At 63.8% G+C, this 21,973-nt stretch carries 25 protein-coding genes, 1 tRNA gene, 1 other RNA gene and 1 pseudogene; 7 read left to right on the forward strand and 21 right to left on the reverse strand.

The annotated features are described in order from the left end of the window. The first annotated feature begins 26 nt into the window (after positions 1-26). Both ACZ1JM_RS09295 and ACZ1JM_RS09300 read left to right on the forward strand, forming a co-directional pair. Positions 27-773: a 7-carboxy-7-deazaguanine synthase QueE gene (locus tag ACZ1JM_RS09295; protein ID WP_465135024.1), complete on the forward strand. Its 747-nt coding sequence runs from the start codon at positions 27-29 to the stop codon at positions 771-773. Beyond that, a complete protein-coding gene (locus ACZ1JM_RS09300; protein ID WP_465134539.1) occupies positions 770-2,224 on the forward strand; it encodes an MATE family efflux transporter in 1,455 nt (484 codons plus the stop codon). The genes ACZ1JM_RS09295 and ACZ1JM_RS09300 overlap by 4 nt, the downstream gene beginning before the upstream one ends. 17 nt (positions 2,225-2,241) lie before the next feature. On the opposite strand, the gene ACZ1JM_RS09305 is transcribed toward ACZ1JM_RS09300, so the two are convergent. The 6 genes from ACZ1JM_RS09305 to ACZ1JM_RS09330 form a co-directional block, all read right to left on the reverse strand. Beyond that, on the reverse strand, positions 2,242-3,918 hold the full coding sequence (locus ACZ1JM_RS09305) for an ATP-binding protein (RefSeq protein ID WP_465134540.1): 1,677 nt from the start codon (positions 3,916-3,918) through the stop codon (positions 2,242-2,244). Between the two features lie 80 nt (positions 3,919-3,998). Then, complete coding sequence (locus tag ACZ1JM_RS09310; protein ID WP_465134541.1) at positions 3,999-4,763, reverse strand: TIGR02186 family protein; 765 nt, start codon at positions 4,761-4,763, stop codon at positions 3,999-4,001. Next, the gene (locus ACZ1JM_RS09315; protein ID WP_465134542.1) at positions 4,760-5,674 is read right to left on the reverse strand and encodes a sulfite exporter TauE/SafE family protein; all 915 of its coding nucleotides are present in this window, start codon (positions 5,672-5,674) and stop codon (positions 4,760-4,762) included. The genes ACZ1JM_RS09310 and ACZ1JM_RS09315 overlap by 4 nt, the downstream gene beginning before the upstream one ends. A gap of 47 nt (positions 5,675-5,721) precedes the next feature. After that, the gene (locus tag ACZ1JM_RS09320; RefSeq protein WP_465134543.1) at positions 5,722-6,888 is read right to left on the reverse strand and encodes a hypothetical protein; all 1,167 of its coding nucleotides are present in this window, start codon (positions 6,886-6,888) and stop codon (positions 5,722-5,724) included. After that, on the reverse strand, positions 6,885-8,357 hold the full coding sequence (locus tag ACZ1JM_RS09325; protein ID WP_465134544.1) for a glycosyl transferase family protein: 1,473 nt from the start codon (positions 8,355-8,357) through the stop codon (positions 6,885-6,887). The genes ACZ1JM_RS09320 and ACZ1JM_RS09325 overlap by 4 nt, the downstream gene beginning before the upstream one ends. Positions 8,358-8,477: 120 nt before the next feature. After that, entirely contained in the window at positions 8,478-8,909 is a 432-nt protein-coding gene (locus tag ACZ1JM_RS09330) for a VOC family protein (RefSeq protein WP_465134545.1), read from the reverse strand. Positions 8,910-9,020: 111 nt separating this feature from the next. Here ACZ1JM_RS09330 and ACZ1JM_RS09335 point away from each other — a divergent pair. Then, a pseudogene (locus ACZ1JM_RS09335) lies at positions 9,021-9,599 on the forward strand (metallophosphoesterase); the annotation flags it as partial. A gap of 212 nt (positions 9,600-9,811) precedes the next feature. Here the strand turns inward: ACZ1JM_RS09335 and rnpB are convergent. The 4 genes from rnpB to ACZ1JM_RS09355 all read right to left on the reverse strand — a co-directional run bounded on the left by rnpB (position 9,812) and on the right by ACZ1JM_RS09355 (position 12,101). Next, positions 9,812-10,260: RNase P RNA component class A (gene rnpB, locus ACZ1JM_RS09340), an RNA gene on the reverse strand. 8 nt (positions 10,261-10,268) lie between these two features. Beyond that, positions 10,269-10,973: an N-acetylmuramoyl-L-alanine amidase gene (locus tag ACZ1JM_RS09345; protein WP_465134546.1), complete on the reverse strand. Its 705-nt coding sequence runs from the start codon at positions 10,971-10,973 to the stop codon at positions 10,269-10,271. An 18-nt stretch (positions 10,974-10,991) separates the two neighbouring features. Next, the gene (locus ACZ1JM_RS09350) at positions 10,992-11,636 is read right to left on the reverse strand and encodes a histidine phosphotransferase family protein (RefSeq protein ID WP_465134547.1); all 645 of its coding nucleotides are present in this window, start codon (positions 11,634-11,636) and stop codon (positions 10,992-10,994) included. A gap of 60 nt (positions 11,637-11,696) precedes the next feature. Then, complete coding sequence (locus ACZ1JM_RS09355; RefSeq protein ID WP_465134548.1) at positions 11,697-12,101, reverse strand: M67 family metallopeptidase; 405 nt, start codon at positions 12,099-12,101, stop codon at positions 11,697-11,699. 18 nt (positions 12,102-12,119) lie between these two features. On the opposite strand from ACZ1JM_RS09355, the gene ACZ1JM_RS09360 reads away from it, so the two are divergent. The 3 genes from ACZ1JM_RS09360 (at position 12,120) to mtgA (ending at position 14,925) form a co-directional block, all read left to right on the forward strand. Further along, positions 12,120-13,088 (forward strand): RluA family pseudouridine synthase, encoded by a 969-nt coding sequence (locus tag ACZ1JM_RS09360; RefSeq protein WP_465134549.1) that lies wholly within the window; start codon positions 12,120-12,122, stop codon positions 13,086-13,088. A gap of 96 nt (positions 13,089-13,184) precedes the next feature. Next, on the forward strand, positions 13,185-14,087 hold the full coding sequence (rpoH, locus tag ACZ1JM_RS09365; RefSeq protein WP_465134550.1) for an RNA polymerase sigma factor RpoH: 903 nt from the start codon (positions 13,185-13,187) through the stop codon (positions 14,085-14,087). Positions 14,088-14,259: 172 nt separating this feature from the next. Then, on the forward strand, positions 14,260-14,925 hold the full coding sequence (mtgA, locus tag ACZ1JM_RS09370; protein WP_465134551.1) for a monofunctional biosynthetic peptidoglycan transglycosylase: 666 nt from the start codon (positions 14,260-14,262) through the stop codon (positions 14,923-14,925). On the opposite strand, the gene ACZ1JM_RS09375 is transcribed toward mtgA, so the two are convergent. The 9 genes from ACZ1JM_RS09375 to ACZ1JM_RS09415 all read right to left on the reverse strand — a co-directional run bounded on the left by ACZ1JM_RS09375 (position 14,922) and on the right by ACZ1JM_RS09415 (position 20,774). Continuing rightward, complete coding sequence (locus ACZ1JM_RS09375; protein WP_465134552.1) at positions 14,922-15,575, reverse strand: tetratricopeptide repeat protein; 654 nt, start codon at positions 15,573-15,575, stop codon at positions 14,922-14,924. The genes mtgA and ACZ1JM_RS09375 overlap by 4 nt on opposite strands. Next, positions 15,572-15,982, reverse strand: coding sequence for a cytochrome c-type biogenesis protein (locus tag ACZ1JM_RS09380; protein ID WP_465135025.1), 411 nt, complete (start codon positions 15,980-15,982; stop codon positions 15,572-15,574). Before ACZ1JM_RS09380 ends, ACZ1JM_RS09375 begins: the two co-directional genes overlap by 4 nt. Before the next feature lie 11 nt (positions 15,983-15,993). Beyond that, on the reverse strand, positions 15,994-16,548 hold the full coding sequence (locus ACZ1JM_RS09385; RefSeq protein WP_465134553.1) for a DsbE family thiol:disulfide interchange protein: 555 nt from the start codon (positions 16,546-16,548) through the stop codon (positions 15,994-15,996). Continuing rightward, on the reverse strand, positions 16,545-18,515 hold the full coding sequence (locus tag ACZ1JM_RS09390; protein ID WP_465134554.1) for a heme lyase CcmF/NrfE family subunit: 1,971 nt from the start codon (positions 18,513-18,515) through the stop codon (positions 16,545-16,547). The genes ACZ1JM_RS09385 and ACZ1JM_RS09390 overlap by 4 nt, the downstream gene beginning before the upstream one ends. After that, a complete protein-coding gene (gene ccmE, locus ACZ1JM_RS09395; protein WP_465134555.1) occupies positions 18,512-18,961 on the reverse strand; it encodes a cytochrome c maturation protein CcmE in 450 nt (149 codons plus the stop codon). Before ccmE ends, ACZ1JM_RS09390 begins: the two co-directional genes overlap by 4 nt. Further along, positions 18,961-19,101 carry a hypothetical protein gene (locus ACZ1JM_RS09400; RefSeq protein WP_465134556.1) on the reverse strand — a complete coding sequence of 47 codons (141 nt, stop codon included), beginning with the start codon at positions 19,099-19,101 and terminating at the stop codon, positions 18,961-18,963. The genes ccmE and ACZ1JM_RS09400 overlap by 1 nt, the downstream gene beginning before the upstream one ends. A gap of 4 nt (positions 19,102-19,105) precedes the next feature. Beyond that, positions 19,106-19,837, reverse strand: coding sequence for a heme ABC transporter permease CcmC (gene ccmC / locus ACZ1JM_RS09405; RefSeq protein WP_465134557.1), 732 nt, complete (start codon positions 19,835-19,837; stop codon positions 19,106-19,108). 106 nt (positions 19,838-19,943) lie between these two features. Then, positions 19,944-20,020: transfer RNA gene (locus ACZ1JM_RS09410), tRNA-His, on the reverse strand. Between the two features lie 280 nt (positions 20,021-20,300). Continuing rightward, positions 20,301-20,774: a superoxide dismutase family protein gene (locus tag ACZ1JM_RS09415; protein WP_465134558.1), complete on the reverse strand. Its 474-nt coding sequence runs from the start codon at positions 20,772-20,774 to the stop codon at positions 20,301-20,303. Between the two features lie 59 nt (positions 20,775-20,833). On the opposite strand from ACZ1JM_RS09415, the gene ACZ1JM_RS09420 reads away from it, so the two are divergent. Beyond that, positions 20,834-21,178 carry a hypothetical protein gene (locus tag ACZ1JM_RS09420; protein WP_465134559.1) on the forward strand — a complete coding sequence of 115 codons (345 nt, stop codon included), beginning with the start codon at positions 20,834-20,836 and terminating at the stop codon, positions 21,176-21,178. Here ACZ1JM_RS09420 and rpmE read toward each other — a convergent pair. Beyond that, positions 21,165-21,392, reverse strand: a complete 228-nt coding sequence (gene rpmE, locus ACZ1JM_RS09425; RefSeq protein ID WP_465134560.1) for a 50S ribosomal protein L31 — start codon at positions 21,390-21,392, stop codon at positions 21,165-21,167. The two genes, ACZ1JM_RS09420 and rpmE, sit on opposite strands and share 14 nt — an antisense overlap. A gap of 115 nt (positions 21,393-21,507) precedes the next feature. Next, positions 21,508-21,963 (reverse strand): 3-hydroxyacyl-ACP dehydratase FabZ, encoded by a 456-nt coding sequence (gene fabZ / locus ACZ1JM_RS09430; RefSeq protein WP_465134561.1) that lies wholly within the window; start codon positions 21,961-21,963, stop codon positions 21,508-21,510. Positions 21,964-21,973: the final 10 nt, after the last annotated feature.

Consider the following 21,973-nt stretch of genomic DNA (forward strand, 5'->3'; position numbering starts at 1 on the left):
CTTGCTGACGCGCTGATGCTGACGCCCTGATGCTAACTCTAGCCACCACAACGCCGGGGCAACCGGAGATATTCGCCTCCCTTCAGGGCGAAGGTCCGTCGTTGGGGCGGCCGAGCACGTTCGTGCGCCTCTCCCGCTGCAATCTGGCGTGCCACTGGTGCGACACGGCCTATACCTGGCGCTTCACCGGCGACAATCGCCCCCATGACGACGGTCTGGCGTTCGAGCGTGCCGACAATCAGGTGACGATGGACGAGGCGGAGCTGGCCCGGAACGTGGCTGCGCTCCCCCCGGATCGACTGGTCATCACCGGCGGCGAGCCTTTGCTGCAGGGCGCGGCGCTGGCGCGGATGGTCATGGCGCTTGGCGATGTGCGGCCGGGCATGCACATCGAGATCGAGACCAACTCCACGGTCCCGCCGCATGCCGCGCTTGATCCGCTGGTCCACCAGTACAACGTCAGCCCGAAACTCGCGCACAGCGGCAATGCCGCCGAGCTGGCGCTGGTCCCTGCCCGGCTGGCGGCGTGGGCGGCGGAACCGCGGGCCTTTTTCAAGTTCGTGATCGCGCAGGAAGCGGACCTTGCCGAGATCATGGACCTGCAACAGACCTATGCCATCCCCGGCGAGCGGCTGTTCCTGATGCCGGAAGGCCGGTCCAGCGACGTGATCCGGGAACGATCCGGCTGGCTGGCCGATTTCTGTTCGCGCAACGGATTGCGGTTCTCGGATCGCTTGCACATCCATCTGTGGGGCGACACGAGGGGCACATGAACGAAGCATCCCCGATTCCCATCGCCGAGGCTCAGGCCATCGAGGCAGAGGCCAAGGCCCGGGAAGAAGCCGCGCGTCAGGGGCCGGCGCTGAAAGGGGACCTGACCCAGGGACCGATCCTCAAGACGCTGCTGATGTTCTCGGTGCCGATGCTGCTGTCCAACGTGCTGCAGACGCTGAACGGCTCGGTCAACGCGATCTGGGTGGGCCGCCTGCTGGGCGAAAGCGCGCTGGCGGCAACGGCCAACGCCAACATCGTGATGTTCCTGGTCTTCGCGGGCGTCTTCGGCTTCGGCATGGCGACCACCGTGCGCGTGGGCCAGCATTTCGGCGCGCGCAACATGGACGCGGTGCGCCGCACGTTCGGCACCGGCATGGGCTTTTGCATCGGCATCTCGATCGCGACCGGCCTGATCGGCTGGTTCGGTGCGGGTCCGCTGCTCGACACGCTGGGCACGCCCGAGGCCAGCCGCGCGGATGCGCTGTCGTACCTGCGGGTGATCTTCCTGACGATCCCGCTCGCGACGATCAGCATGATGGTGTCCATGGGCATGCGCGGGGCGGGCGATTCCAAGATCCCGCTCTATGCGATGATCCTGACGGTGGTGCTCGACATCGTGCTCAACCCGCTGCTGATCATCGGTGTCGGCCCGCTGCCGACGCTGGGCGTGGCCGGCTCCGCGATCGCGACGGCGCTGGCGAACACGGCGGGGATGCTGTTCCAGATATGGTTCATCTATCGCCGCGACCTGCCCCTGCGGCTGCGCGGCCCGGAGCTGGAGTACCTGATACCGAGCGGGCCGGATCTTCGCTATGTGCTCGGCAAGGGCCTGCCGATGGGCGCGCAGATGCTGATCATGTCGTCCGCCGGGCTGGTGATGATCAGCCTTGTCAACCGGCAGGGCCTGAACGCAGCGGCGGCGTACGGAGCGTCGTTGCAGCTTTGGAACTACCTGCAGATGCCCGCGCTGGCGATCGGCTCCGCCGTCAGCGCGATGGTGGCGCAATCGCTGGGCGCGGGCGATCATGGCCGGGTGGACAAAGTGACGCTCACCGGCCTCGCGACCAACCTCGTCATGTCGACCGTCGCGGCCGCGCTGATCGTCGGCTTCGATCGCCCCCTGCTTGCGCTGTTCCTGGGCGGCGACAGCCCGGCAATGCCGATCGCGGAACATATTCAGGTGATCTGTACCGCGTCCTTCGTGATCGTGTCCGTCACCATGATCCTGACCGGCACGATGCGCGCCTATGGTGCGGTCGTGGCTCCGCTGGTGATCCTGTTCCTGGGCCTATACCCCGGACGCCTGGGCTTTTATGCTCTGGCGGTGCCGTATCTGGGGAGCGATGCGGTGTGGTGGGCCTATCCGGTCGGATCGGCGCTCACCGTGGCGATTACCCTGGCGTACTATCGCTTCGGCAACTGGCGGGCGGCGTACAAGGCCCCCGCCTGAAACGGAAGCCTACGCGCTCACCGCCCCTGTGCGCGCCAGCGCTGGACGGTGCGCAGGACCATGTCCTCTTCCCCGCCGCTCGAATTCCATAGCTCGGTGAAGGACGGATCGGCCGAAGCGGGCCGCTTTTCCTCTTCCAGATCATCGAACGCAACGCGCATCGGGATGGCCACGCCTTCCCCGCAGATGATGCACTCGCGGTTGCGCAGCGCTGGGATCGAATCGAGGAAGCCGCGCGCGCCCTCGGGCATGGCGGCGCGCACGAACGCCTGATCGCGGTCGTTGTTGAGGCGCATCGAGATGATCGTGCCGCACTGCGACAGCACGCCTTCGGCAAGGTCGGACGGGCGCTGCGTGATCAGGCCGAGCGAGATGCCGTATTTGCGCCCTTCCTTGGCGATACGCGACAGGATGCGGCCGACGGAGGAACCATCCGCGTTCTTCTCGTTGGGCACGTAACGGTGTGCTTCCTCGCAAACGAGGAGGATGGGGCGCGTCTTTTCCTCACGCGCCCAGATGGCGAAGTCGAACACCAGTCGGCTCAGCACCGCGACCACCGTGGACGTGATCTCGGTCGGCACGCCGGACACGTCGATGATCGAGATCGGCCGCCCGCGCGACGGCAGGCGGAACAGGCGCGAGATGAACTCGGCCATGGTGTCCCCCACCAGCATGCCGGAGAACATGAACTGGTAGCGCGGATCGCCCTTCAGCTCGTCCAGCTTGTTGCGGATGCGCAAGTACGGCGCGCTGTTGTGACCCTTGTCCAGCTTGCCCATCGCGTTGTTCAGGATCATGCCCAAGTCGGACAACAGATAGGGGATCGGCGAATCGACCGTGATCCGGCCCAGCTGCTCGGCAAGCCGGTTCTTGGAACGCGCCTCCAGCAGCGCCTTGCCAAGGATTTCGGCGTCGAGCTGCCGGTCATCCCCGCGCGAGGTGAGGAGGACTTCGCACGTCTCCTCGAAATTCATCAGCCAATAGGGCATCTGCAGGTTCGACACGTCAAGAATGACGCCGGTATCCTGGAACGCGGCGGCGTATTCGCCGTGCGGATCGACCATAATGACATGGCCTTCGGGCGCGTGCTGGCAGATGCGATGCAGGATCAGCGCCACGCTGGTCGACTTGCCGGTGCCGGTCGATCCGAGCAAGGCGAAGTGCTTGCCGAGCAGCGCGTCGACGTACAGCCCGGCGCGAATGTCACGCGTAGGATAGACGTTGCCGATCTGGATCGCCGAGCGTCCGTCGCTGGCGTAGATCTGGCGCAAGTCGTCGCTGGTGGCGGGGTAAACGAGGGCGCCGGGAATGGGATAGAACGTCACGCCGCGACGGAAGGCGTGGATGCGGCCGGTCAGGCGTTCGACCTGGCCCTCACCCAGAAAGTCCGCATCCGAGAGGACGCCGCCCGCCATCTTGGCGTCCTGCCGCTGGTTGCGGACACTGGCGAGGAGCCAGCCGTTGCCGACGCGGATCTTGACCTGGCTGCTCACCTGTCCTGACATCGCCACTGACGGATCGCGGTCCTGCGCGATCTGGCCCAGCCGCTCCAGATCGAAAGCAATGCGCGTGCCCGATCCGCTGACATCAAGGATGACGCCGATCGGCTCCTGATCGCTGTGAAACGCGTGATCCGTCACCGGCGGGGCCGATGCGTGCGGGGTGTGGACCGGATCGAGACCATCGACATACATCTGCGTTCAACCGTCGGAAAAGAGGCAACCGATCCGGGGGGTTAGACGCGTTCCAGTTAATTTCAGACTAAGAGCCGAACTCAGATCAACGCAAACAGACGCCCCGCCAGCCAGCCCATGCCGACCGACACGAACACCGCCATCAGGCCATAAGCAAACCCGTAGTTCTCGGCAAAGTTGGCGATCGCCCGCTCCGCCCCCTGCTTGCGCACTTCGACCTGGCTGGTGGCAGAGGCGACGACGCGCCCTTTGGATATGGCGAACGTCTCGGCGGTGTAGACGCCGATCGGAACGCTGGACGGCAGGTCTATGCGCGCCTGATAGAGAACTTGCTCGCTCACTTTCACGCCGCCCTCCTCTTCGCGATAGAGGCCGTTTCGGCGGTTCAGATCGACCAGCCCGGCGGAAAACCGGGTCTGCTCCTCGGGATCGATGACGCCGATGGGAGAGAGCTGGAGCCATTTGAGGCCGAGTTCGTAGATCGCCGCCGTCTTGTCGTCCACGATCTGCGCGATCGGCCGGGTGGAGGCGATGGCGTAGTAACTGGGCGCGCTGCGCAATTCGGTGCTGTCCGCGTTGATCCAGATGCCGGCGACCTTTTCCTTTTCACGCAGAACGATAGATTGCGTCGGCCCTTTCAGCACCACCACGATGTCATAGTCCTGCGCGGCGCGCGAACCCTCCGGCGTCAGGATCGCGCCGAACAGCAGCAGTTCGGTGCCGGTGAAGCCCTGTTGCAGGTCGACTTCGTGCTGGGACACTTCGGTGACAAGGATCGGATCGCGCGCGCCGGTCAGCATCACCAGCGCGAGCGGGACGAACAGCAGGCTCAGCCACGCTCTCATAACGCGCCGACCGTGTAGATCTCGTCCGGGCGATAGCCGAGGCCCAGCGCCATGCGCCCCGCCACCAGCAGGACGATCACCGCCAGGATCAGGCGCAGCTTCACCGGGCTGGCCTTCTGCGCGAACTGCGCGCCGACTTGCGCGCCCGTCACAGAACCGAGCAGCAGCAGCGACGCCAGCACGATATCGACGGCGCGGGTCGTCAGCGCGTGCATCATCGTCGTCGCCATCGTCACGAACAGGATCTGGTACAGCGACGTGCCGACGACCACGTTGGCGCTCATGCCCAGGATATAGAGCATCGCGGGCACGAGGATGAAACCGCCGCCCACGCCCATCAGCATCGTCAGGATGCCGGTCCCCATGCCGAGCAGCAGCGGGGCGAGCGGCGAGATGTAGAGGCCCGAGCGATAGAACCGCCAGCGCATCGGCAGGTTGGCGACCATCGGGTGGTGGCGGCGCTTGCGGGCGGGCAGCGGCACGCCGGAACGCTCGGCCCGGATCGACTGGATGCTTTCCTTGCCCATCAGCCCGCCGATCGAACCGAGCATCACCACGTAGAGGATGTTGATGACGGTATCGATCTGGCCCCATTGCTGCAGCAGGTTGAACAGCAGCGCGCCAAGGCCGGTGCCGATGATGCCGCCGGCGACCATCACCGACCCCATCTGGTAGTCCACGTTGCCGCGTCGGGTATGCGCGAAGACGCCCGACACGCTGGCGCCGGTCACCTGGCTGGCGGCAGATGCGGCGGCGACGGTGGGCGGGATGCCGTAGAAGATCATCAGCGGCGTCGTCAGGAATCCGCCGCCCACGCCGAACATGCCCGAAAGCACGCCGGTCAGCGCGCCAAGGGCAACGATGATGAAACCGTTGACCGACAGGTTCGCGATGGGAAGATAAACATCCATTAGTGCCCTCTCGCTACCGCAGCGTCACGCGAGAGAAAAGGCGGGAATCAGAAACCTGCGGATAGCGTGAGCGCAGGCCCCGACCCCGGCACCGCATCGCCCGCCACGCGGAAGCGCCAGTCGAACGCGGCGCGCCCGAACAGACCGCGTCCCAGCGGCAGCGTGATCATCGCCGATGGCCCTGTGTCCAGCCGCGCCGCGCCTTTCTGGATGCCGCCCCAGATCCCGCCGCCCAACCGCGCGTCGACTTGTCCGAAGCTGAACAGGGAGCGGTCTGCCCGCAGTTGCCCATCGGCAAACGGCGTCGCGAATTTCCCGGCGACATAGCCTGCCTGCCCATACGCCTCGCCCCGGAAGTCCATCGGCAGGATGAAGGGCGGCAATTGGGTGACGGCCATGACCACGGGCTGGATCCGCTTCTGCCCGCCCGATTGAGTGAGCCGCCCCTCCACCGCCGCGATGACCGGCAGCGAGGGCAGCGGCCGCGCCGACAGGCCCAGCGCGGCGGACGTCTCCTGAAAACGGCCGGTCGTGGCGGTCGTGCGCAGATAGACGCTCGGCTGGTACGGGTTGGTGGTGGACAGGCGATAGCGCAGCACCGCGCCGGTCTGGCTGCCCCCGTAGGTCGAAGGCAGCAGGCCGGGTGACACTGCGCCGCCATCCTCGTCGCGGCGCAGGAACGCCCAAGCGTCCACCGACCAGCGTTTGGGACGAGGCGCGGCTGTCGGCGCGCCGCTGCCCACGGTCTGCCCCGCCATGCCGGGCGGCTCCGGCGCATAGAACGGCGGCAGCGGATTGGCGGGCGAGAATTCGTCCCCCATGCTGCGGGCGACACGCGGATACGGCTGCAATCCGGCGATGGCGCCTGATGCCGCGCGTGGTGCCATCCTGTAACTCGGCGCGGCGGCGTAGGGGTAATACATCATCGCAGGCGCATATCCACGCGGCGCATACCCCTGCGGCGCGTATCCCGGTGGCGGCCCATATTCGGGATAGCCGCCGTAAGCGGGCATCGATCCGGCGTAAGACTGGGGGCCGGGGCCAGTGTCGACGACATAGGCCGCTTCCTCCAGCGGCGGGGCGATCGGGGCGGGCTGCACCACGGCGCTTGCCGCAGGCTGCTCCCACGTGGCGGTGCGTCCGCCGATCCAGCCGCCGACGACGGCCAGCAGGGCAACCAGCGGATGGCCGCGCGTAATGGCCTGCCGGTTCATCGTACCAGCCCTCCGAGCGAGGACGCAGCGAGCGCGGGGTGCCCTTCATGGCGCGTCTTTTCCCAGCGCACCGCAACCCCGCGCAGCGACTGGACATAGCCCGCCAGCGCCCGGCGCCCCGCGAAAATCGCGATGAAGTTCGCCACGGGTATCCGCGCGATGGCGTTCAACCCCTCGATCAGGTCATACTCACGCGTGGTGAAGAAGACGCGAAAGGCGCTGCGCCACAGCAGCCCCAACAGGCACAGCCAGGCAACCCACTGCGTCAACGAGGACATCGGCTGGGGGGCGCGGATCCCCGCGAAACCGGCCAGCGCCAGGACCCCTTCGATCACGACGAGAAGGTAGGCGCAGGCCAGCACGATGGCGGTCAGCGGGCCGCGCCGGTCGCGCAGCGCCATCCATAATTCGGCCATCCGGCTGGCGGACCAGCCACCGTCGGTCCACCCCAGCCGGTCCCAGCCCTGAAAGGCGATGCCGTGGATCCAGCGCGACTTCTGGCGCACCGATGCCTCCAGCGTATCGGGGAAGTAGGCACGGGTCGCGACCAGCGCGCCGTCCGCATCGCGCATGCGCAGAAAGCGCGACCGGGCTCCTTCGCGGCGGACCAGCAGGCCCAGCTCGTAGTCCTCGGTCAGGCATTCGGCGGCGAAGGGACTGACCTGCCCGTGCGAGCCGTCGGCCCGTCCACGCCGCCGGGCGATGCGGGCGATCATGGCGCGAGAAAAACCGCAGCCGACGCCCGCTGCCGGGATCGAGACGCCCAGCGCATCGCGCACGACCATCACCTTTGCATGCGCTTCGGCAAACTCGTCGGAATAGTGCCCGGCGACCCACGGCGAGGATGGCTGCGTCTCTGGCAGGACCGGCAGTTGCACAAAATCGGCGTCGGCAAGGCCCGCGTCGATCGCCGCCAGTTCGGCCGAGTGCACCATGTCTTCGGCGTCATGCAGGATGATGGAACGAAACTGCCAGCCATACCGGCGCTCATCCGCGCAGAGCGCCGCATAGACCCGGTTGAGGCAGTCGGCCTTGGTGGTCGGCCCCGGGCGATCGGTGATGACCAGCCGCACGCGCGGATCGTCCCCGGCAGCTTTCATCGCCGCCGCGATCGTATCGGGATCGTTGCAATAGCAGCCGAGATAGAGCGTCACCTCGCGCTGCTTCCAGGCGGACAAGGCATGCGTGATCGTGGCGCCGATGACGCCCGCTTCCTGCCACGCCGCGATGAACACCGCCGCCCGGCCGGACAGCGGCGCCGCGGCGGCCTGGGCGGTGACCGCCCCTTCGCGCGCCCGGCCTGTCAGCTTCAGCCACAGCCAGCAGACGTCGATGCCGAAATCGTCGAGCGCGCCGAGGATGAACCAGAAACCTGCAAACAACAGCAATTCGTGCCGTATCGTCGCCAATGTGGCGACGACGTACTCCAACGCCTGCATTTCCTGAAATTCCCCTTGGTCACGGCGCATCCATCGGACGCCCCTCGCCAGTCACCACGGGGAACTATTACGAACCTTTATGGCTATTTAGCCAGAGCTTTCCGGTCAGGGTTTCAGTTTCTTAACCATGACCAGAATCGGCTGAGGACATTACCAGGACCCGACGTTGGGCATGTTCATCCACGGTTCCGCCGGTTCCAGATGCCCGTCCTGCAGCAGTTCCACCGAGATGCCGTCCGGACTTTTGACGAAGGCCATGTGGCCATCGCGCGGGGGGCGATTGATGGTAACGCCCGCATCCTGCAGCCGCTGGCACGTCTCGTAGATGTTATCCACTCGGTAGGCGAGATGGCCGAAGTTGCGACCGCCGGTATACTCCTCCGCCGGGGCGCCATCGGCCTGCCAGTTGTACGTCAGCTCTACTTCGGCGCCTTCCTGTCCCGGCGGGGCGAGGAAGATCAGCGTGAAGCGGCCCTGCTCGCTGGAAAAGCGCCGCGTCTCCTTCAGTCCGATCAGTTCGAAGAACCGGATCGTCGCGTCCGGGTCGCTCACGCGGATCATGGTGTGGAGGTAGCGGGTCATGGTCTGTCACTCATCGAATTGATTGCGAAAGCCCAAGATAGACGCCGTCGAACGCCACACAAGTGCGCGTCTTGTAAGCGGTGATGCGCAGATGTAATGTCGCCGCCTGCCATGCTCACCAAAATCCGCACCTTTCTGGCTCGCCGCGATCCCGGGCCGCCGCCCGCGATTCCAGCGGGCGAGCGGGTCTATGCGATCGGCGACATCCATGGCCGCCTCGACCTGTTCAAGGCTCTGATCGACCGGATCGAGCGGGACGATGCCGCGCGCGGGGCTGCGCGCACCACCATCGTGCTGTTGGGAGACCTTGTCGATCGCGGTCGGGACAGCGCCGGAGTGATCGCCCGCGCACGGCGCTGGCAGCAGCAGCGAGCGGTCGAGATCATCCAGGGTAACCACGAGGAGATGCTCCTCGCGAGCCGGGAGGATACCGCCGCTTTGCGCGGGTTCCTGACGTTCGGCGGGATGGAGACGCTGATATCCTACGGCGTCGATCCGCACGCGCTGGCGGCCGCCGACATGGACGAGGCCCAGCGCCTGATGATCGCGGCGATCCCGCCTGCTGACGTCGATTTCATTGCCGGATTCCGCCCCAGCATCGCCATCGGGGACTACCTGTTCGTCCACGCCGGGGTGCGCCCCCGCGTCCCGCTGGACCAGCAGGACGAGCGCGAGTGCCGATGGATTCGCGAGCCTTTCCTCAATCATCGCGGCGATTTCGGCGCGTTCGTGATCCACGGCCACACGATCAGCGCGGAGCCGGAAATCTGCGCCAATCGCATCGGCATCGACACCGGCGGATACCTCTACGGCACCCTCACCGCGATCGGGCTGGAGGGCGAGGACCGCTGGTTCCTGCAGGCCAACGAGGGGGCCGAGCGGGACGCCCAGGGGATCAGTAGTGCGCCGGGGAGCCTGTAAGCCGGGTTCTGTACCTGGCGTGGTCTCCCAATCGAGGGGACCTTACGCCGCGGCGGCAGCCATTCCTCTAGGCGACGCATTGCTGCGCCGCTCAAGCGACCAACCCGGGCTGCCTGGGTCCGAAACGAACCCGCCGATCCCCCCACTTGCGTGGACGCCGACGCGCAGCCCCTATTCGGTCTTGCTCCGGGTGGGGTTTGCCTTGCCGCTTGCCGTTACCGGTAGCGCGGTGCGCTCTTACCGCACCCTTTCACCCTTACCTGTTTCCTGACGGAAACGCGGCGGTCTGCTCTCTGTGGCACTTTCCCTAGGCTTCGCGAGGCCTGAAAACCCCACTCGCCCGGCGGGCGTTACCCGCCACCCTTGTTTCGTGGAGCCCGGACTTTCCTCGCGGTCCCAAAAAGGACCCCGCGGCTGCCCGGCTCCCCGGCGCGGGGGTCACCTAGCACGGCCTATGTCGCGCTCCAACAGGAGTTCGAACAGAATTCCGCCGATCTCGCCGTCGATCTCGCCATCGATGATCTGAGGCCGCCAGCGCCGCTGGAACGCCCGCACCGCCGCGCGGCCATCGGTGATGTCGTAGCCGAACCGCTCCATTCCCAGATAGAACGCGCCCGGATTGTCGTAGAACAGGTTCATCTTGGCCTTGGGCGTATCGAGCGCCAGGCCAAGGTCCGCCAGCCGGTTCCAGTCGAAATATTCGCCCGGATCGTCCTTGCGGGCAGGCGCGATGTCCGAATGGCCGACGACATTGGCGCGCGGAATGTCATGCCGGTCGAGAATGTCGCCGAGGAGCGGCAGCAGCGCGTCCATCTGCGGCTCGGGAAACGGGCGGTATCCCCATTCATGCCCCGGATTGACCAGCTCTATCCCGATGCTGGCGGAATTGACGTCGGTGATCCCGCGCCAATAGGACCGCCCGGCATGCCAGGCCCGCTTGTCTTCCGGGACCAGCGATGTGACCGTCCCGTCCTCGTCGATCATGTAATGGGCCGACACTTCCGCCGCCGGATCGCACATCCGCTCCAGCGCCTCGTCAGCGGTTTTCATGCCGGTGTAATGCAGCACCGCCATCGTGACCGGCAGCTTGCGCTCGTTGCAGTTGGGGGAGGAAACCCTGCGGTTGACGAGCCAGCGGTTCATCCCTTCCCCTCCCGATTATCAGGCCCCGGGCAGCACCGCGCCCAGCACGAGCGCGTCGTCCGCCAGAACGTACTGCAATTGTCCGCCGGTTGCCTTCGACAGCTGATGCAGCATTGCCGCGGGCGCCGTGCGGCTGGACAAGTCTCCATCCGGCAGGCTGCCTTCCAGCGCGCGGCCTACATCGCGATCGAAAGCGATGCGCGGCCCGGCCGAGCGGACCACGATCTCGCTCGCCCCGCCGCGATATTCCGCCGCGATCTCCAGCGTGCCGCCGCGGGGCAGCGCCTCCAGCCCGATCAGCGCGAAGTTCAGCAGCGTCTTGATCGCGGGCTTGGGCAGCGAATCGCTGTTCAGCGCCCAGTTCAGCGTGATCCGCGCGTTGTAGGCGACCAACGCATCGACCAGCACTTTGGCCTCGCTCACCGGCACCATCTCGCCAAAGCCGCCAGCCGCCCCGAACGCGAGGCGGAAGAACTTCAGCTTGTCTGCCGAGATGCGCGCGCTCTGCTCCAGCAGTTCGAAGCACCGCTGCCGCATGTCCGGGTCCTTCTCGTCCGCGAGAAGTTCCAGCCCGTTCGACAGCGCACCCACCGGGCTGAGCATGTCGTGGCAAAGGCGCGAACACAGAAGGCTGGCAAGTTCGACCGAACTCGATGAAGTCATGGGATTAGGGTACTTTCCGTATTCTTGTCGGGCCGGTTTCGGGCGATGCCACCCGCGCCGTCAATCGACGATGCGAATGGTCAATTGCGCAAATCCATTCCCGCTATCGCGCCAGAATGCAACCTCGCTCTCGCCGATGATCGCCCATACGCGCGAATCCCCGGTGGAATGTTCGCAGTCCGTGGCGGACGGAACCGGATGGCCTTTGGGGTGCGAGTGGTAATAGCCAAGAACGCGCGGGCCGCCATTACGCGCGGCCTTGTGTGCGCCCAGCAGCGCCAGCGGATCGATCTCGAAACGAATGAGGCGGTTTTCCGCGACATTGGCGGCGGCCTGCGCCCCTGCGATGCGCTCCAACCCCTCCTCCGGCGCGCCGAGCAGCAGGCCGCAGCACTCTTCCGGTGCGGCCTTGCGCGCTTCTTCCAGAAGTGTGGCGAGCACGCCTCTTGTCACCTCGATATCCATACCCAAATCCTACAAGCAATGGGGGCCGAAGCAATCAGCAACGACGCGCAGGACGGCGGCAGGATCGAAGGTCTTGTCGGCGATGCCGGTGGCCGCGTTGACAAGGCGCTGGCCGACGCGAGCGGCCTGTCGCGCGAACGGGTAAAGGCGCTGATGGGCGAAGGCCGCGTGCTGCTGGCCGGAAAGCCCGCAAAACAGGCGTCGCTCAAAGTCGAACCCGGTACCGCGTTCGTGATCGACGTGCCGCGGGCGATCCCCGCCGCAGCGATCGCGCAGGACATTCCCCTCTCCGTCGTTTTCGAGGACGAATACCTCATCGTGGTCGACAAGCCCGCCGGGCTGGTCGTCCATCCGGCAGCGGGCAATCTGGACGGCACGCTCGTCAACGCGCTGCTGCATCATTGCCGGGGGCAGCTTTCCGGCATCGGCGGCGTCGCGCGGCCCGGCATCGTCCACCGGATCGACAAGGATACGTCCGGGCTGCTGGTCGTCGCCAAGACCGACAAGGCGCACGAAGGCCTGGCCGCACAGTTCGCCGATCATTCCATCGCACGCGCCTACCTTGCTGTCGTTGGCGGGCGGCCCGTTCCGGCGGCCCGCACCGTCACCGGGGCCATCGCCCGCTCGCCTCACGACCGCAAGAAGATGGCGCTGGTCGAGGATGGTCGGGGCAAGCACGCCGTTACTCACTTCAAGACGCTGGAACCCCTGCGCGCGGCCACTTTGGTAGAGTGCAGGCTTGAAACCGGACGCACGCATCAAGTGCGCGTTCATATGGCGTCAATAGGTCATCCGCTATTAGGAGACCCTGTATATGGGCGAACTCCTTCAACGCTTCGGACGATTCTCCAGGGACTCGGTTTCTCCCGCCAGGCGCTCCATGCTGCGGAACTTGGCTTCGTCCATCCCGTTAATGGTAAAAGCGTCCATTTCGCGAGCCAACTGCCCGACGACATGCGGACATTGATCGACGAACTGCGACACTGAAATCGCTTTTATGTGCTATCACCATAAGGTGGCCACAAGCTAAGACGCCTTCAAGGGTCTTTGACCGTGGGCCGACCTAGAAAGGACGGATTTACCGTGAGCAACAATCGAAATCTGGCGACTGTGCCGGCTTTAGGCGGTGAGCAGAGCCTGAACCGCTACCTGTCCGAGATTCGCAAGTTCCCGGTGCTGGCTCCTGAGCAGGAATATATGCTCGCCAAGCGCTATGCCGAACATGAGGATCCCGCCGCCGCTGCGCAGCTCGTAACCAGCCACCTTCGTCTCGTCGCCAAGATCGCGATGGGCTATCGCGGCTACGGCCTGCCCGTGTCGGAACTGATTTCCGAAGGGAATATCGGGCTGATGCAGGGCGTGAAGAAGTTCGAGCCGGAGCGCGGGTTCCGCCTCGCCACGTACGCCATGTGGTGGATCAAAGCCTCGATCCAGGAGTACATCCTGCGTTCGTGGTCGCTGGTGAAGATGGGCACCACCGCTGCGCAGAAGAAGCTGTTCTTCAACCTGCGCCGCATGAAGAAGAACCTCGACGCGTACGAGGATACCGATCTGCACCCGGACGACGTCGCCACGATCGCGACGAAGCTGGGCGTGTCGCAGACCGAAGTGGTGAACATGAACCGCCGCATGATGATGGGCGGCGATGCCTCGCTGAACGTCTCCTTGCGCGAAGAAGGCGAAGGCCAGTGGATGGACATCCTGCAGGATGACCGCCCGCTGCAGGACGAAACCGTCGCCGACGCCGAAGAGGCATCGGTTCGCCACGACATGCTGGTCGAAGCGATGGGCTCGCTGAACGAGCGTGAGCGCGACATCCTGATGGAACGGCGCCTCACCGAAGATCCGAAGACCCTCGAAGAGCTAAGCCAGGTCTACTCGGTCAGCCGCGAGCGCGTCCGCCAGATCGAGGTGCGGGCCTTCGAAAAGCTGCAAAAGGCGATGAACCGCATCGCCGGCGACAAGAAGCTGCTCCCAGCCCTCTGATCGCTTACGAACAAACAAAAAACCGGGCCGCTCAAAAAGAGGTCCGGTTTTTTCGTGTTTCGGTTGATGACCCCCTGCCCGCATGTGTTTCATCAACTAAACCCGCTGGCACATTCCCGCCCGTTTGGACTAGAGCAAAGCCGATACTCCTCGATCAAGGCTTCCTGTGCCCATGCGTCTGATTGCCAAGCTTATTCTCTGGTTCGTGGCGATCAGCGTCGGCCTGGTGGTCCTGTACCGCTTCGTCCCGCCGCCCGTGACGGTAACCATGCTGGTGGACGGCAACGGGATCACCAAAGACTGGGAGCCGCTCACCCGCATCGACCGCAACATGGTCGCCGCCGCAATCGCCGCGGAAGACGGCAAGTTCTGCAGCCATAACGGCTTCGATACCGACGCCATCGAAAAGGCGATGGAACGCAACGCCAAGGGCGGCCGCCTGCGCGGCGGCTCCACCATCAGCCAGCAGACCGCCAAGAACGTGTTCCTCTGGCAAGGGGAAGGCTGGACCCGCTACGCTCGAAAGGGCTTCGAAGTCTGGTTCACCTTCCTGATCGAGAACCTTTGGGACAAGCGTCGAATCATGGAAGTCTACCTCAACGTCGCGGAAACCGGCATCGGCACGTACGGCGTCGAAGCGGGCGCCCAGCGCTACTGGGGCAAGTCAGCGTCCAACCTGACGCCGGCCGAGGCCGGGCGCATGGCTGCTGCCCTCCCCAGCCCGAAGACCCGCAGCGTCAAGAACCCCGCTGGCTTCACGCGCCGCTACGGTAACACCATCGCCGCCCGGATCGGCACGGTGAAGCGCGAAGGCTACGACGCCTGCGTCTACGATTAAGGCGTCGGCTTTTTCGCTTCGGCTTTTTGAGCCGCTATGATGAGATCAAGCCGCTTCAACTGCTCGAAAAGGGGTGGAAGGTACACCGCATCGTCCGGCGCCCGTTCCAAAACGCCAGCCCACAACTGCCGCGTCTCTTCCAGCTTACCCTCCTGTGCCAGCGCAAGGCCCAGGAAAAACGGTGGGCCGGGAGCATCCGGGTCGGCCACTATAGCCCGACGATAGGCATAGGAAGCAGCCGGGGTCAGAGCACCATCGGCATGGCCGACCAGCGCATTGGCCATCGCAAGCCAGGCTTCGGAACTCTTGGGATCTTCCTCGATAGCGGCCCGTAAAACCTCTGCCGCCGCCGCATAATCGCCGTTGCGTGCAAAAGCGTCCGACGTCACCACCCAGCGATTGAGGGTGGGGATGCTGCTGTTAGTGATCTTGGCCCGCGCGTCGACCAGCGCGACCGAGCCATTCGATCGGGTGATGGTAGCGTTCCTCGGAGCGCCGGCCAAGCTCGGCGCGCCTTGCAGACCATAACCGGCCAGCCCCAGCAGCAAAGCCGCGCCGATCGCCTCGCGCCCCCCGCGCGGAACCTTGGCCGTAAAGACGAGTCCGGCGAACACCACGATGGCGAGGCCGATGACAAGAAACCAGGTCACTGCTCGTTCCCCTTGGACCGGACGACAAATCGCCTTCGCACCAAAAGGAACGCGATCAAAAGCAGCACTCCGGGCACTGCAAACAAAGGCCAAGTCAGCCCGGTCAGTTGCGGTGCATAGCTGACATAGTCTCCATACCGTTCGATCAGCCAGGCCCGAATAGCCTCTGGCTTTTCGCCAGCCTTGATACGCTCTCGCACCAGGGACCGCATCGACCCGGCGATCGGCGCATCCGAATCGGCGATGGACTGCCCCTGACACTGGAGACAGCGAAGCGTCTCCATCAGGTCCTGTGCTCGCGATTCCTGGTCCCGATCGTCGAGCTGCCGGTACGCGTACGGTGCGGTGGACTGTTCCTGTTGCGCCAATGCAGGCAAAGCCAAGCCGAACACAGCCGAGATCGACATGAGCAGGCGTATCACTCGCCTGCTTCCCTCAATTTTTCGAGTATCAGTCCAAGATGTTCCGGTCTGATCTCACCGATGTGCTGGTACGTGATCTTGCCCTTGCCATCGACCACATATGTTTCAGGCACGCCGGACGATCCCAGGGCGAGCTGAACGCGGCCATCGTCGTCGGCGCCAATCCGCTTGAAAGGGTCGCCATTGGCCTGCAGGAAAGCCTGCAGGTCCTTCGCAGTGTCGCGCACTGATATGCCTTCAATCACTACACCCGCTTTGGCCAGCTCTGCCAACTGGGGGGCTTCGACCCGGCAGGGCAGACACCAGCTTGCAAAGATATTTACGAGCCTCGGCTGGCCCGCTGACAAGTCTCGGCTCGTCAGTCCCGGGCGGCCCGGCACCGCAGCTGGCAGATCAAACCGTGGCATCTGCTTTCCGACAAGGGCGCTGGCGACCGTACGATCCGCAGGGTGATACAAACCGATCACCACCAGGCCGACAAAACCGAGGAAGACGACCAGCGGCAACCAGATGGCCCAGCGCCGTGGTGGTGAAGGTTCAGCACCTGTCATCTTCCTTGCCCCTCCCGGCGGTAGGCAATCTTGTTCCGAGCGAAATATCGTCGCAGATCGGCTGAAACGCGACCGATCAGTGAAAGAACGCCGCCTAGCGCGATCATCAGGCCGCCTAGCCAGATCAGGGGTACAAACGGCTTCCACCACAGACGCAACTGCCAGCGCCCATCGTCGTCTGCACCCTTTGCTGATGGTGCCTCACCCCCCAAGACTGCATAAAGCTGGCCGTTCCACCGCGTCAGCAGGGCGGACTCGCTGGTCTGCTGCGGGGGCGCCCAGAAACTGCGCGATTGGGGCAGCATGCGGATCACTTTTCCATCAGCGCCATAGCGAACCAGCAGCCGCGCTTCCAACGCCGTCCAGTTCGGCCCGGCGACCGGCTCGACGGTATCGAGTTTGACCCCCCAGGGACCAACCTGCGTGATTTCACCAACCTTGATAGCAACCAGCTTCTCAACTGAAAAAGCGCTTTCGCTGCTCATCCCGAACAGCGCCACGGCAATGCCGAAGTGAGCCACTACCATGCCCCAGATCGGCAAGGGCGTGCGGCGCAGGTTGCGATCCTTCAGCGGCAGGACGCTCGCCCACGCCAGCCCCGCCGCGATGACGAACCCCAGGAACGGGAGCAGCGCCACGCCGCCGATCGCAATCAGGACGCCGCCCGCGACGACGATGAGCATGCCTGGAATGACCAGTCTACGTCCCACCCGCGCAAACGTATCGCGACGCCACCGCAGCATCGGTCCGACCATCAGCACGATCAGCATCGGCACCGCAAACAGGGCGCTGACCGGATTGAAATAAGGCGGACCAACGGAAACCTTCGCCCCCATCGTCTCAGCCACGAGGGGGTACAATGTCCCAAACAGGACGATGCCCAGGATCGCGCACAGCATCACGTTGTTGACGACCAGCGCCCCCTCACGGCTGATCGGCGCGAAGCGCTGCCCTTCACTGACGGTGGATGCCCTCAGCCCGAACAACGTGAGCGCCCCGCCGATGTAGGTCGCAAGGAGGAAGAGGATGAACGTCCCACGCTGCGGATCAACTGCAAAGGCATGGACACTCGTCAGAATGCCGGATCGAACCAAAAAAGTCCCGATCATCGACATCGAGAAAGCGACCACGCCCAGCATCACCGTCCACGCCCGCAACGCGTCGCGAGAGGCCAGCACAGTGCAGGAATGGAGCAACGCGGTCGCTGCCAACCAGGGCATGAGCGACGCATTCTCAACGGGGTCCCAAAACCACCAGCCTCCCCAGCCGAGTTCGTAGTACGCCCAGTATGATCCCGCGGTTATGCCGATGGTGAGAAATATCCACGCTCCCAGCACCCATGGACGCATCGCCTTTGCAAACGCAGGGCCGACCTCACGGGTGATCATTGCCCCGATCGCAAAGCTGAAAGCGATCGAGAGGCCGACATAGCCCAGGTAAAGCGTGGGTGGATGGAACGCGAGACCAAGATCCTGAAGCAGGGGATTGAGGCCGTTGCCCTCTATCGGTGCCGGCGACAGCCGCTCGAACGGGTTTGATGCCAACAGCAGGAAGGCATAGAATCCGAGGCTGACGAAAGCCTGCCCCACCAAAGTCGCCAGCATCGTGCGCTCGGGCAGGCGTCGCTCCACCAGTGCGACAAAGCTGCCGGCCAGGCCCATGACCGTCACCCAAAGCAGCATCGAGCCTTCATGATTGCCCCAGGCGCCGGCTACCTTGAACACGAGCGGCTTCATGGAATGCGAATTCGTCGCGACCAGCTTCACCGACAAATCGGTAACAGCAAAGACGTAAATCAGGCACGCGAACGAGACGAGCGCAAGCGCCCCCTGGACGATTGCTACCGGACGCACGACAGCGCCGATAGTCGACGCCCGCGCACCAAGACCCAGGCTGCCGGCAACGAGTTGCAGAGCCGCCAATGCGGCGGCGAACCAAAGAGCAGCCAGGCCAAGTTCGGCGATCATTTGGTTTCCGCCACCACTTGTTTTGCCTGCTCTGCCGTCATGTTCTGCATCTCGCGAGGCACGTAATTTTCATCGTGCTTGGCAAGCAGGTTGTCGGCGATGAACGTGCCGTTGGCTAAATGCCCTTCGGCGACTACGCCCGAGCCTTCGACAAACAACGAGGGTACAATGCCTCGGAAGGTCACCGGAACCCGAGCCTTGCCGTCACCCACGATGAAATTGATCGTGATCCCGTCGCTCGCCGTCTTGAGCGATCCTTTCTCGACCATGCCGCCAAGCCGCACGCCCTGTTCAGGTTGAGGAGGCTTGGCCACGATCTCGCTCGGAACATAGAAATAGCTCGCCTGGTTGCGAAGCGCCCATGCGGCGATAAGACCCGCACCGATCAGTATGACGAGCGCCCCCACCAATAGCACAAGACGCTGATGCTTCGCCTTGACTGCCATCAGCGCTTCCTAGCCTCGTCGCGGCGTCGCTCCGCCCGGCGCATGGTCAGGATGGACCACGCAACCATGCCTAGCGTCGCGCCAATTCCGACTGCGTAGGACGCGATGACGAAGGTCCATGGGTCCATAGCTTCGCGCATCGACCTAGAATTCCACTTCGCTGTATGCTTTGCGACGAAGTCTCGCCTCCGCCTGCTGAGTGGCCAGGATCGCGCGCATCCTTGCCAGGACGCAGCCCACGAAGATCAAGGTGAACCCCACCATCGACGCCAGCAGAGGCAGCAGAAAATCCCCCGACATCGCCGAACTGCCCATCGTGATGCTCGGAGGCTGATGCTGGCTGTTCCACCAAATCACCGAATAGTGAATGATCGGAATGTTCACAGCGCCGACCAACCCGAAAATTGCGGGTGCGCGGTTTTCCGCACCATCGTGCGCTTCGCTTGCCTGTGCGAGCGCCATCCATCCAAAATACAGAAACAGCAGGACCAGCATCGACGTCAGTCGCCCATCCCAGACCCACCATGTGCCCCAGGCGGGACGACCCCATAGCGATCCGGTAACAAGGCAAACGGCGGTAAATACAGCCCCGGGAACCGCGCAACCCCGCGCGGCAATCGCGGCAAGAGGATGGCGCCATACGAGTTGAGCGAAGCTTGAACTCGCAATACCGATCCAGCCCGCCATGCCCAGCCAGGCGGCGGGTACGTGGAGATAGACGATCCGAACGGTTTCGCCCTGAAGCCGCTCAGGCGGCGCGATGAACAGACCCCATGCCAGGGCTACCGTGGCTATGACCAAACCCAACCCCATGCTCAACGGCGTCAGCCATCGAGCAATGCGCAAAAACCGGGCAGGATTGGCTAAGCCATGCATAGTGAAGGCGCTTCTATCGTCCAAAGGCGCAGGAGCAAGAGGTTCCACGTCGCCCAACGGCTTTTCGCGCACAAACGTTCGGAAAATGTCTGAATAGTGGAAATAATGGGGCGATCGATGGGGTTCGAACCCACGACCTCCGGTACCACAAACCGGCGCTCTAACCAACTGAGCTACGATCGCCACACGAGCGCAGGAGCAATCCATACGCCAGAGAAATCACACTGGCTGGGCATGTAAGCTGCAACCTGTGCGGGAGCGCGCCTTTGCACAGAGAGAGCATTCTTGCAAAGCAAAAATTGGATCAAAGCGAATTCGTCGACGTTTGCCGGTCTGAATCAACAGCGCCTGACTCGCGGATTGAACTGGATGCCTTGGAATCCTCGCGAGTATTCCCTCCCCTCAGTCTGGCTTCAGGAAAGCAGGCTGAGAGCGAACCGTCGTCCCAGCCCGAGAATAGGCATTACTTTGCTTTGCTGATCACCGCGCAGCCGATGCGACCGCCAGCGTTCCCAGAAGGCTGGCTTGAATAATCGTCGGCTCCGGCATGGATGACCAGGGCGGTGCCATCGGCATCGTTCAAGGATCGGACGCCGGGGGACAATGTCACACCCGTATTCAGAACCTGCGTCTTCAGGGCTCCATCCGCCCCGACATGCTGGTTCGGCATATCACCCCCGTGCGGACCTTTCGTCGTCAGGTATCCATGCTGATGATCGCCGCCGGTGAAGTGACCGCCCGACGTTTCGAACTTGGCAGCCGGATCGCATATCCCTTTCTGGTGGAAGTGAAATCCATGCTCCCCAGCCGGAATGCCCTTCACATCAGCCGTGACAAGCACGCCCGCAGGCGTCTGCTGAAGCATCACAATGCCCATGCTTTTGCCATTCAGTCCGATGACATCTGCATGCACCATGCCCCCGGTCGACGAGTTCATGGCGGCACTGTGGTCGTGCTTAGAAGCAGCTTTGGCGGTCGTGGAAGAACTCTGAGCATTTGCCCCAACGCCGCAAGCAAGCAGAGCAGTCGCCGCCAGGGAAAACACAGAAATTCGAGATGCGCGCAATGTCATCGGGTTTCTCCAAATCGAAGCTCAAAAGCGTGCATAGTCAGATTTTCGTGCTGGCCATCGCAAAACGCGAATACCCGCACCGATGTTTCTGGCACTGCCCCATCGAATGGGCGCATGCTAATGGCTTATGTCTCAAACGCAATTATCGACTGTCGGCAAAGTTCCGGCGCGCCGCCGACGCCAATGCGAAAAAGGCGGCCCCGAAGGACCGCCGTTTCAAATCCAATCGTACGACACAGCCATTGGCCGCATCGATTACTTCTTGGTGAGAGAGAGACCGCCGAAACGCTTGTTGAACTGGGCAACGCGGCCGCCATCTTGCAGCTGCGCCTTGCCGCCGGTCCAGGCCGGGTGTGACGTGGGGTCGATGTCGAGCACCAGCGTGTCACCTTCCGAACCCCAGGTCGAGCGGGTCTGGAACGTGGTGCCGTCCGTCATCTGCACCGTGATCGTGTGGTAGTCGGGGTGAGTATCGGCCTTCATGATTCGTCTCTTTCGCATGTGGCCGGTTCCGACCGGCCTGCTTCGGAAAGCGGCGCCCTTAAAGCCAAGAGCGCCGAAATGCAAGAATGAGTTGGTTCGCGACGCCCCGCTGAGATCAGCTATCGGCGATCATCGCAGTAAAGTTTACTTCGCAGGTCACTTTACCCTCGATGGATGCTTTGCCCCAGAACTTGCAAACTCGCGAACGCTTCTGAACAAAGCCTGCGTGAAGAGTGAGCAAATGGCCGGGCGTGACGGGGCTGCGGAACTTCGCATCCTCGATCCCCATGAAATAGACCAGCTTGCCGGTCCCGGCCAAGCCAAGTGATTCGATGGCCAGAATGCCCGCCGCCTGAGCCAGTGCCTCGATCTGGAGGACGCCAGGCATGATCGGTCTGCCGGGAAAATGACCCTGGAAGAAATCCTCGTTGAAGCTGACAGCCTTGATCGCGTGGATCCCCTCCTCCTCAGAGATGGAAACCACGCGGTCGACCAGCAGCATCGGATAGCGATGCGGAAGCGCCGCCAGGATCTTCGCGGTATCGTAAACCGTCTCGGTAGGCTCGCTCATGCCCGTTCCT

The sequence above is a fragment of the Novosphingobium sp. BL-S-24 genome, assembly GCF_055521575.1.

Bases quoted from the DNA above. Each gene is read 5' to 3' on its own strand.
- ACZ1JM_RS09355 (WP_465134548.1), bottom strand. From the start codon at position 12,101: ATGGATATCGAGGTGACAAGAGGCGTGCTCGCCACACTTCTGGAAGAA.
- ACZ1JM_RS09310 (WP_465134541.1), bottom strand. From the start codon at position 4,763: ATGAGAGCGTGGCTGAGCCTGCTGTTCGTCCCGCTCGCGCTGGTGATG.
- ACZ1JM_RS09315 (WP_465134542.1), bottom strand. From the start codon at position 5,674: ATGGATGTTTATCTTCCCATCGCGAACCTGTCGGTCAACGGTTTCATC.
- fabZ (WP_465134561.1), bottom strand. From the start codon at position 21,963: ATGAGCGAGCCTACCGAGACGGTTTACGATACCGCGAAGATCCTGGCG.
- ACZ1JM_RS09400 (WP_465134556.1), bottom strand. From the start codon at position 19,101: ATGCGCGAAGCTATGGACCCATGGACCTTCGTCATCGCGTCCTACGCA.
- ACZ1JM_RS09345 (WP_465134546.1), bottom strand. From the start codon at position 10,973: ATGAACCGCTGGCTCGTCAACCGCAGGGTTTCCTCCCCCAACTGCAAC.
- rpmE (WP_465134560.1), bottom strand. From the start codon at position 21,392: ATGAAGGCCGATACTCACCCCGACTACCACACGATCACGGTGCAGATG.
- ACZ1JM_RS09305 (WP_465134540.1), bottom strand. From the start codon at position 3,918: ATGTATGTCGATGGTCTCGATCCGGTCCACACCCCGCACGCATCGGCC.
- ccmE (WP_465134555.1), bottom strand. From the start codon at position 18,961: ATGGCAGTCAAGGCGAAGCATCAGCGTCTTGTGCTATTGGTGGGGGCG.
- ACZ1JM_RS09385 (WP_465134553.1), bottom strand. From the start codon at position 16,548: ATGACAGGTGCTGAACCTTCACCACCACGGCGCTGGGCCATCTGGTTG.
- ACZ1JM_RS09325 (WP_465134544.1), bottom strand. From the start codon at position 8,357: ATGCGCCGTGACCAAGGGGAATTTCAGGAAATGCAGGCGTTGGAGTAC.
- ACZ1JM_RS09330 (WP_465134545.1), bottom strand. From the start codon at position 8,909: ATGACCCGCTACCTCCACACCATGATCCGCGTGAGCGACCCGGACGCG.
- ACZ1JM_RS09300 (WP_465134539.1), top strand. From the start codon at position 770: ATGAACGAAGCATCCCCGATTCCCATCGCCGAGGCTCAGGCCATCGAG.
- ACZ1JM_RS09415 (WP_465134558.1), bottom strand. From the start codon at position 20,774: ATGAACTCGTCGACCGGGGGCATGGTGCATGCAGATGTCATCGGACTG.
- ACZ1JM_RS09390 (WP_465134554.1), bottom strand. From the start codon at position 18,515: ATGATCGCCGAACTTGGCCTGGCTGCTCTTTGGTTCGCCGCCGCATTG.
- ccmC (WP_465134557.1), bottom strand. From the start codon at position 19,837: ATGCATGGCTTAGCCAATCCTGCCCGGTTTTTGCGCATTGCTCGATGG.
- ACZ1JM_RS09320 (WP_465134543.1), bottom strand. From the start codon at position 6,888: ATGAACCGGCAGGCCATTACGCGCGGCCATCCGCTGGTTGCCCTGCTG.
- ACZ1JM_RS09360 (WP_465134549.1), top strand. From the start codon at position 12,120: ATGGGGGCCGAAGCAATCAGCAACGACGCGCAGGACGGCGGCAGGATC.
- ACZ1JM_RS09350 (WP_465134547.1), bottom strand. From the start codon at position 11,636: ATGACTTCATCGAGTTCGGTCGAACTTGCCAGCCTTCTGTGTTCGCGC.
- ACZ1JM_RS09380 (WP_465135025.1), bottom strand. From the start codon at position 15,982: ATGTCGATCTCGGCTGTGTTCGGCTTGGCTTTGCCTGCATTGGCGCAA.
- mtgA (WP_465134551.1), top strand. From the start codon at position 14,260: ATGCGTCTGATTGCCAAGCTTATTCTCTGGTTCGTGGCGATCAGCGTC.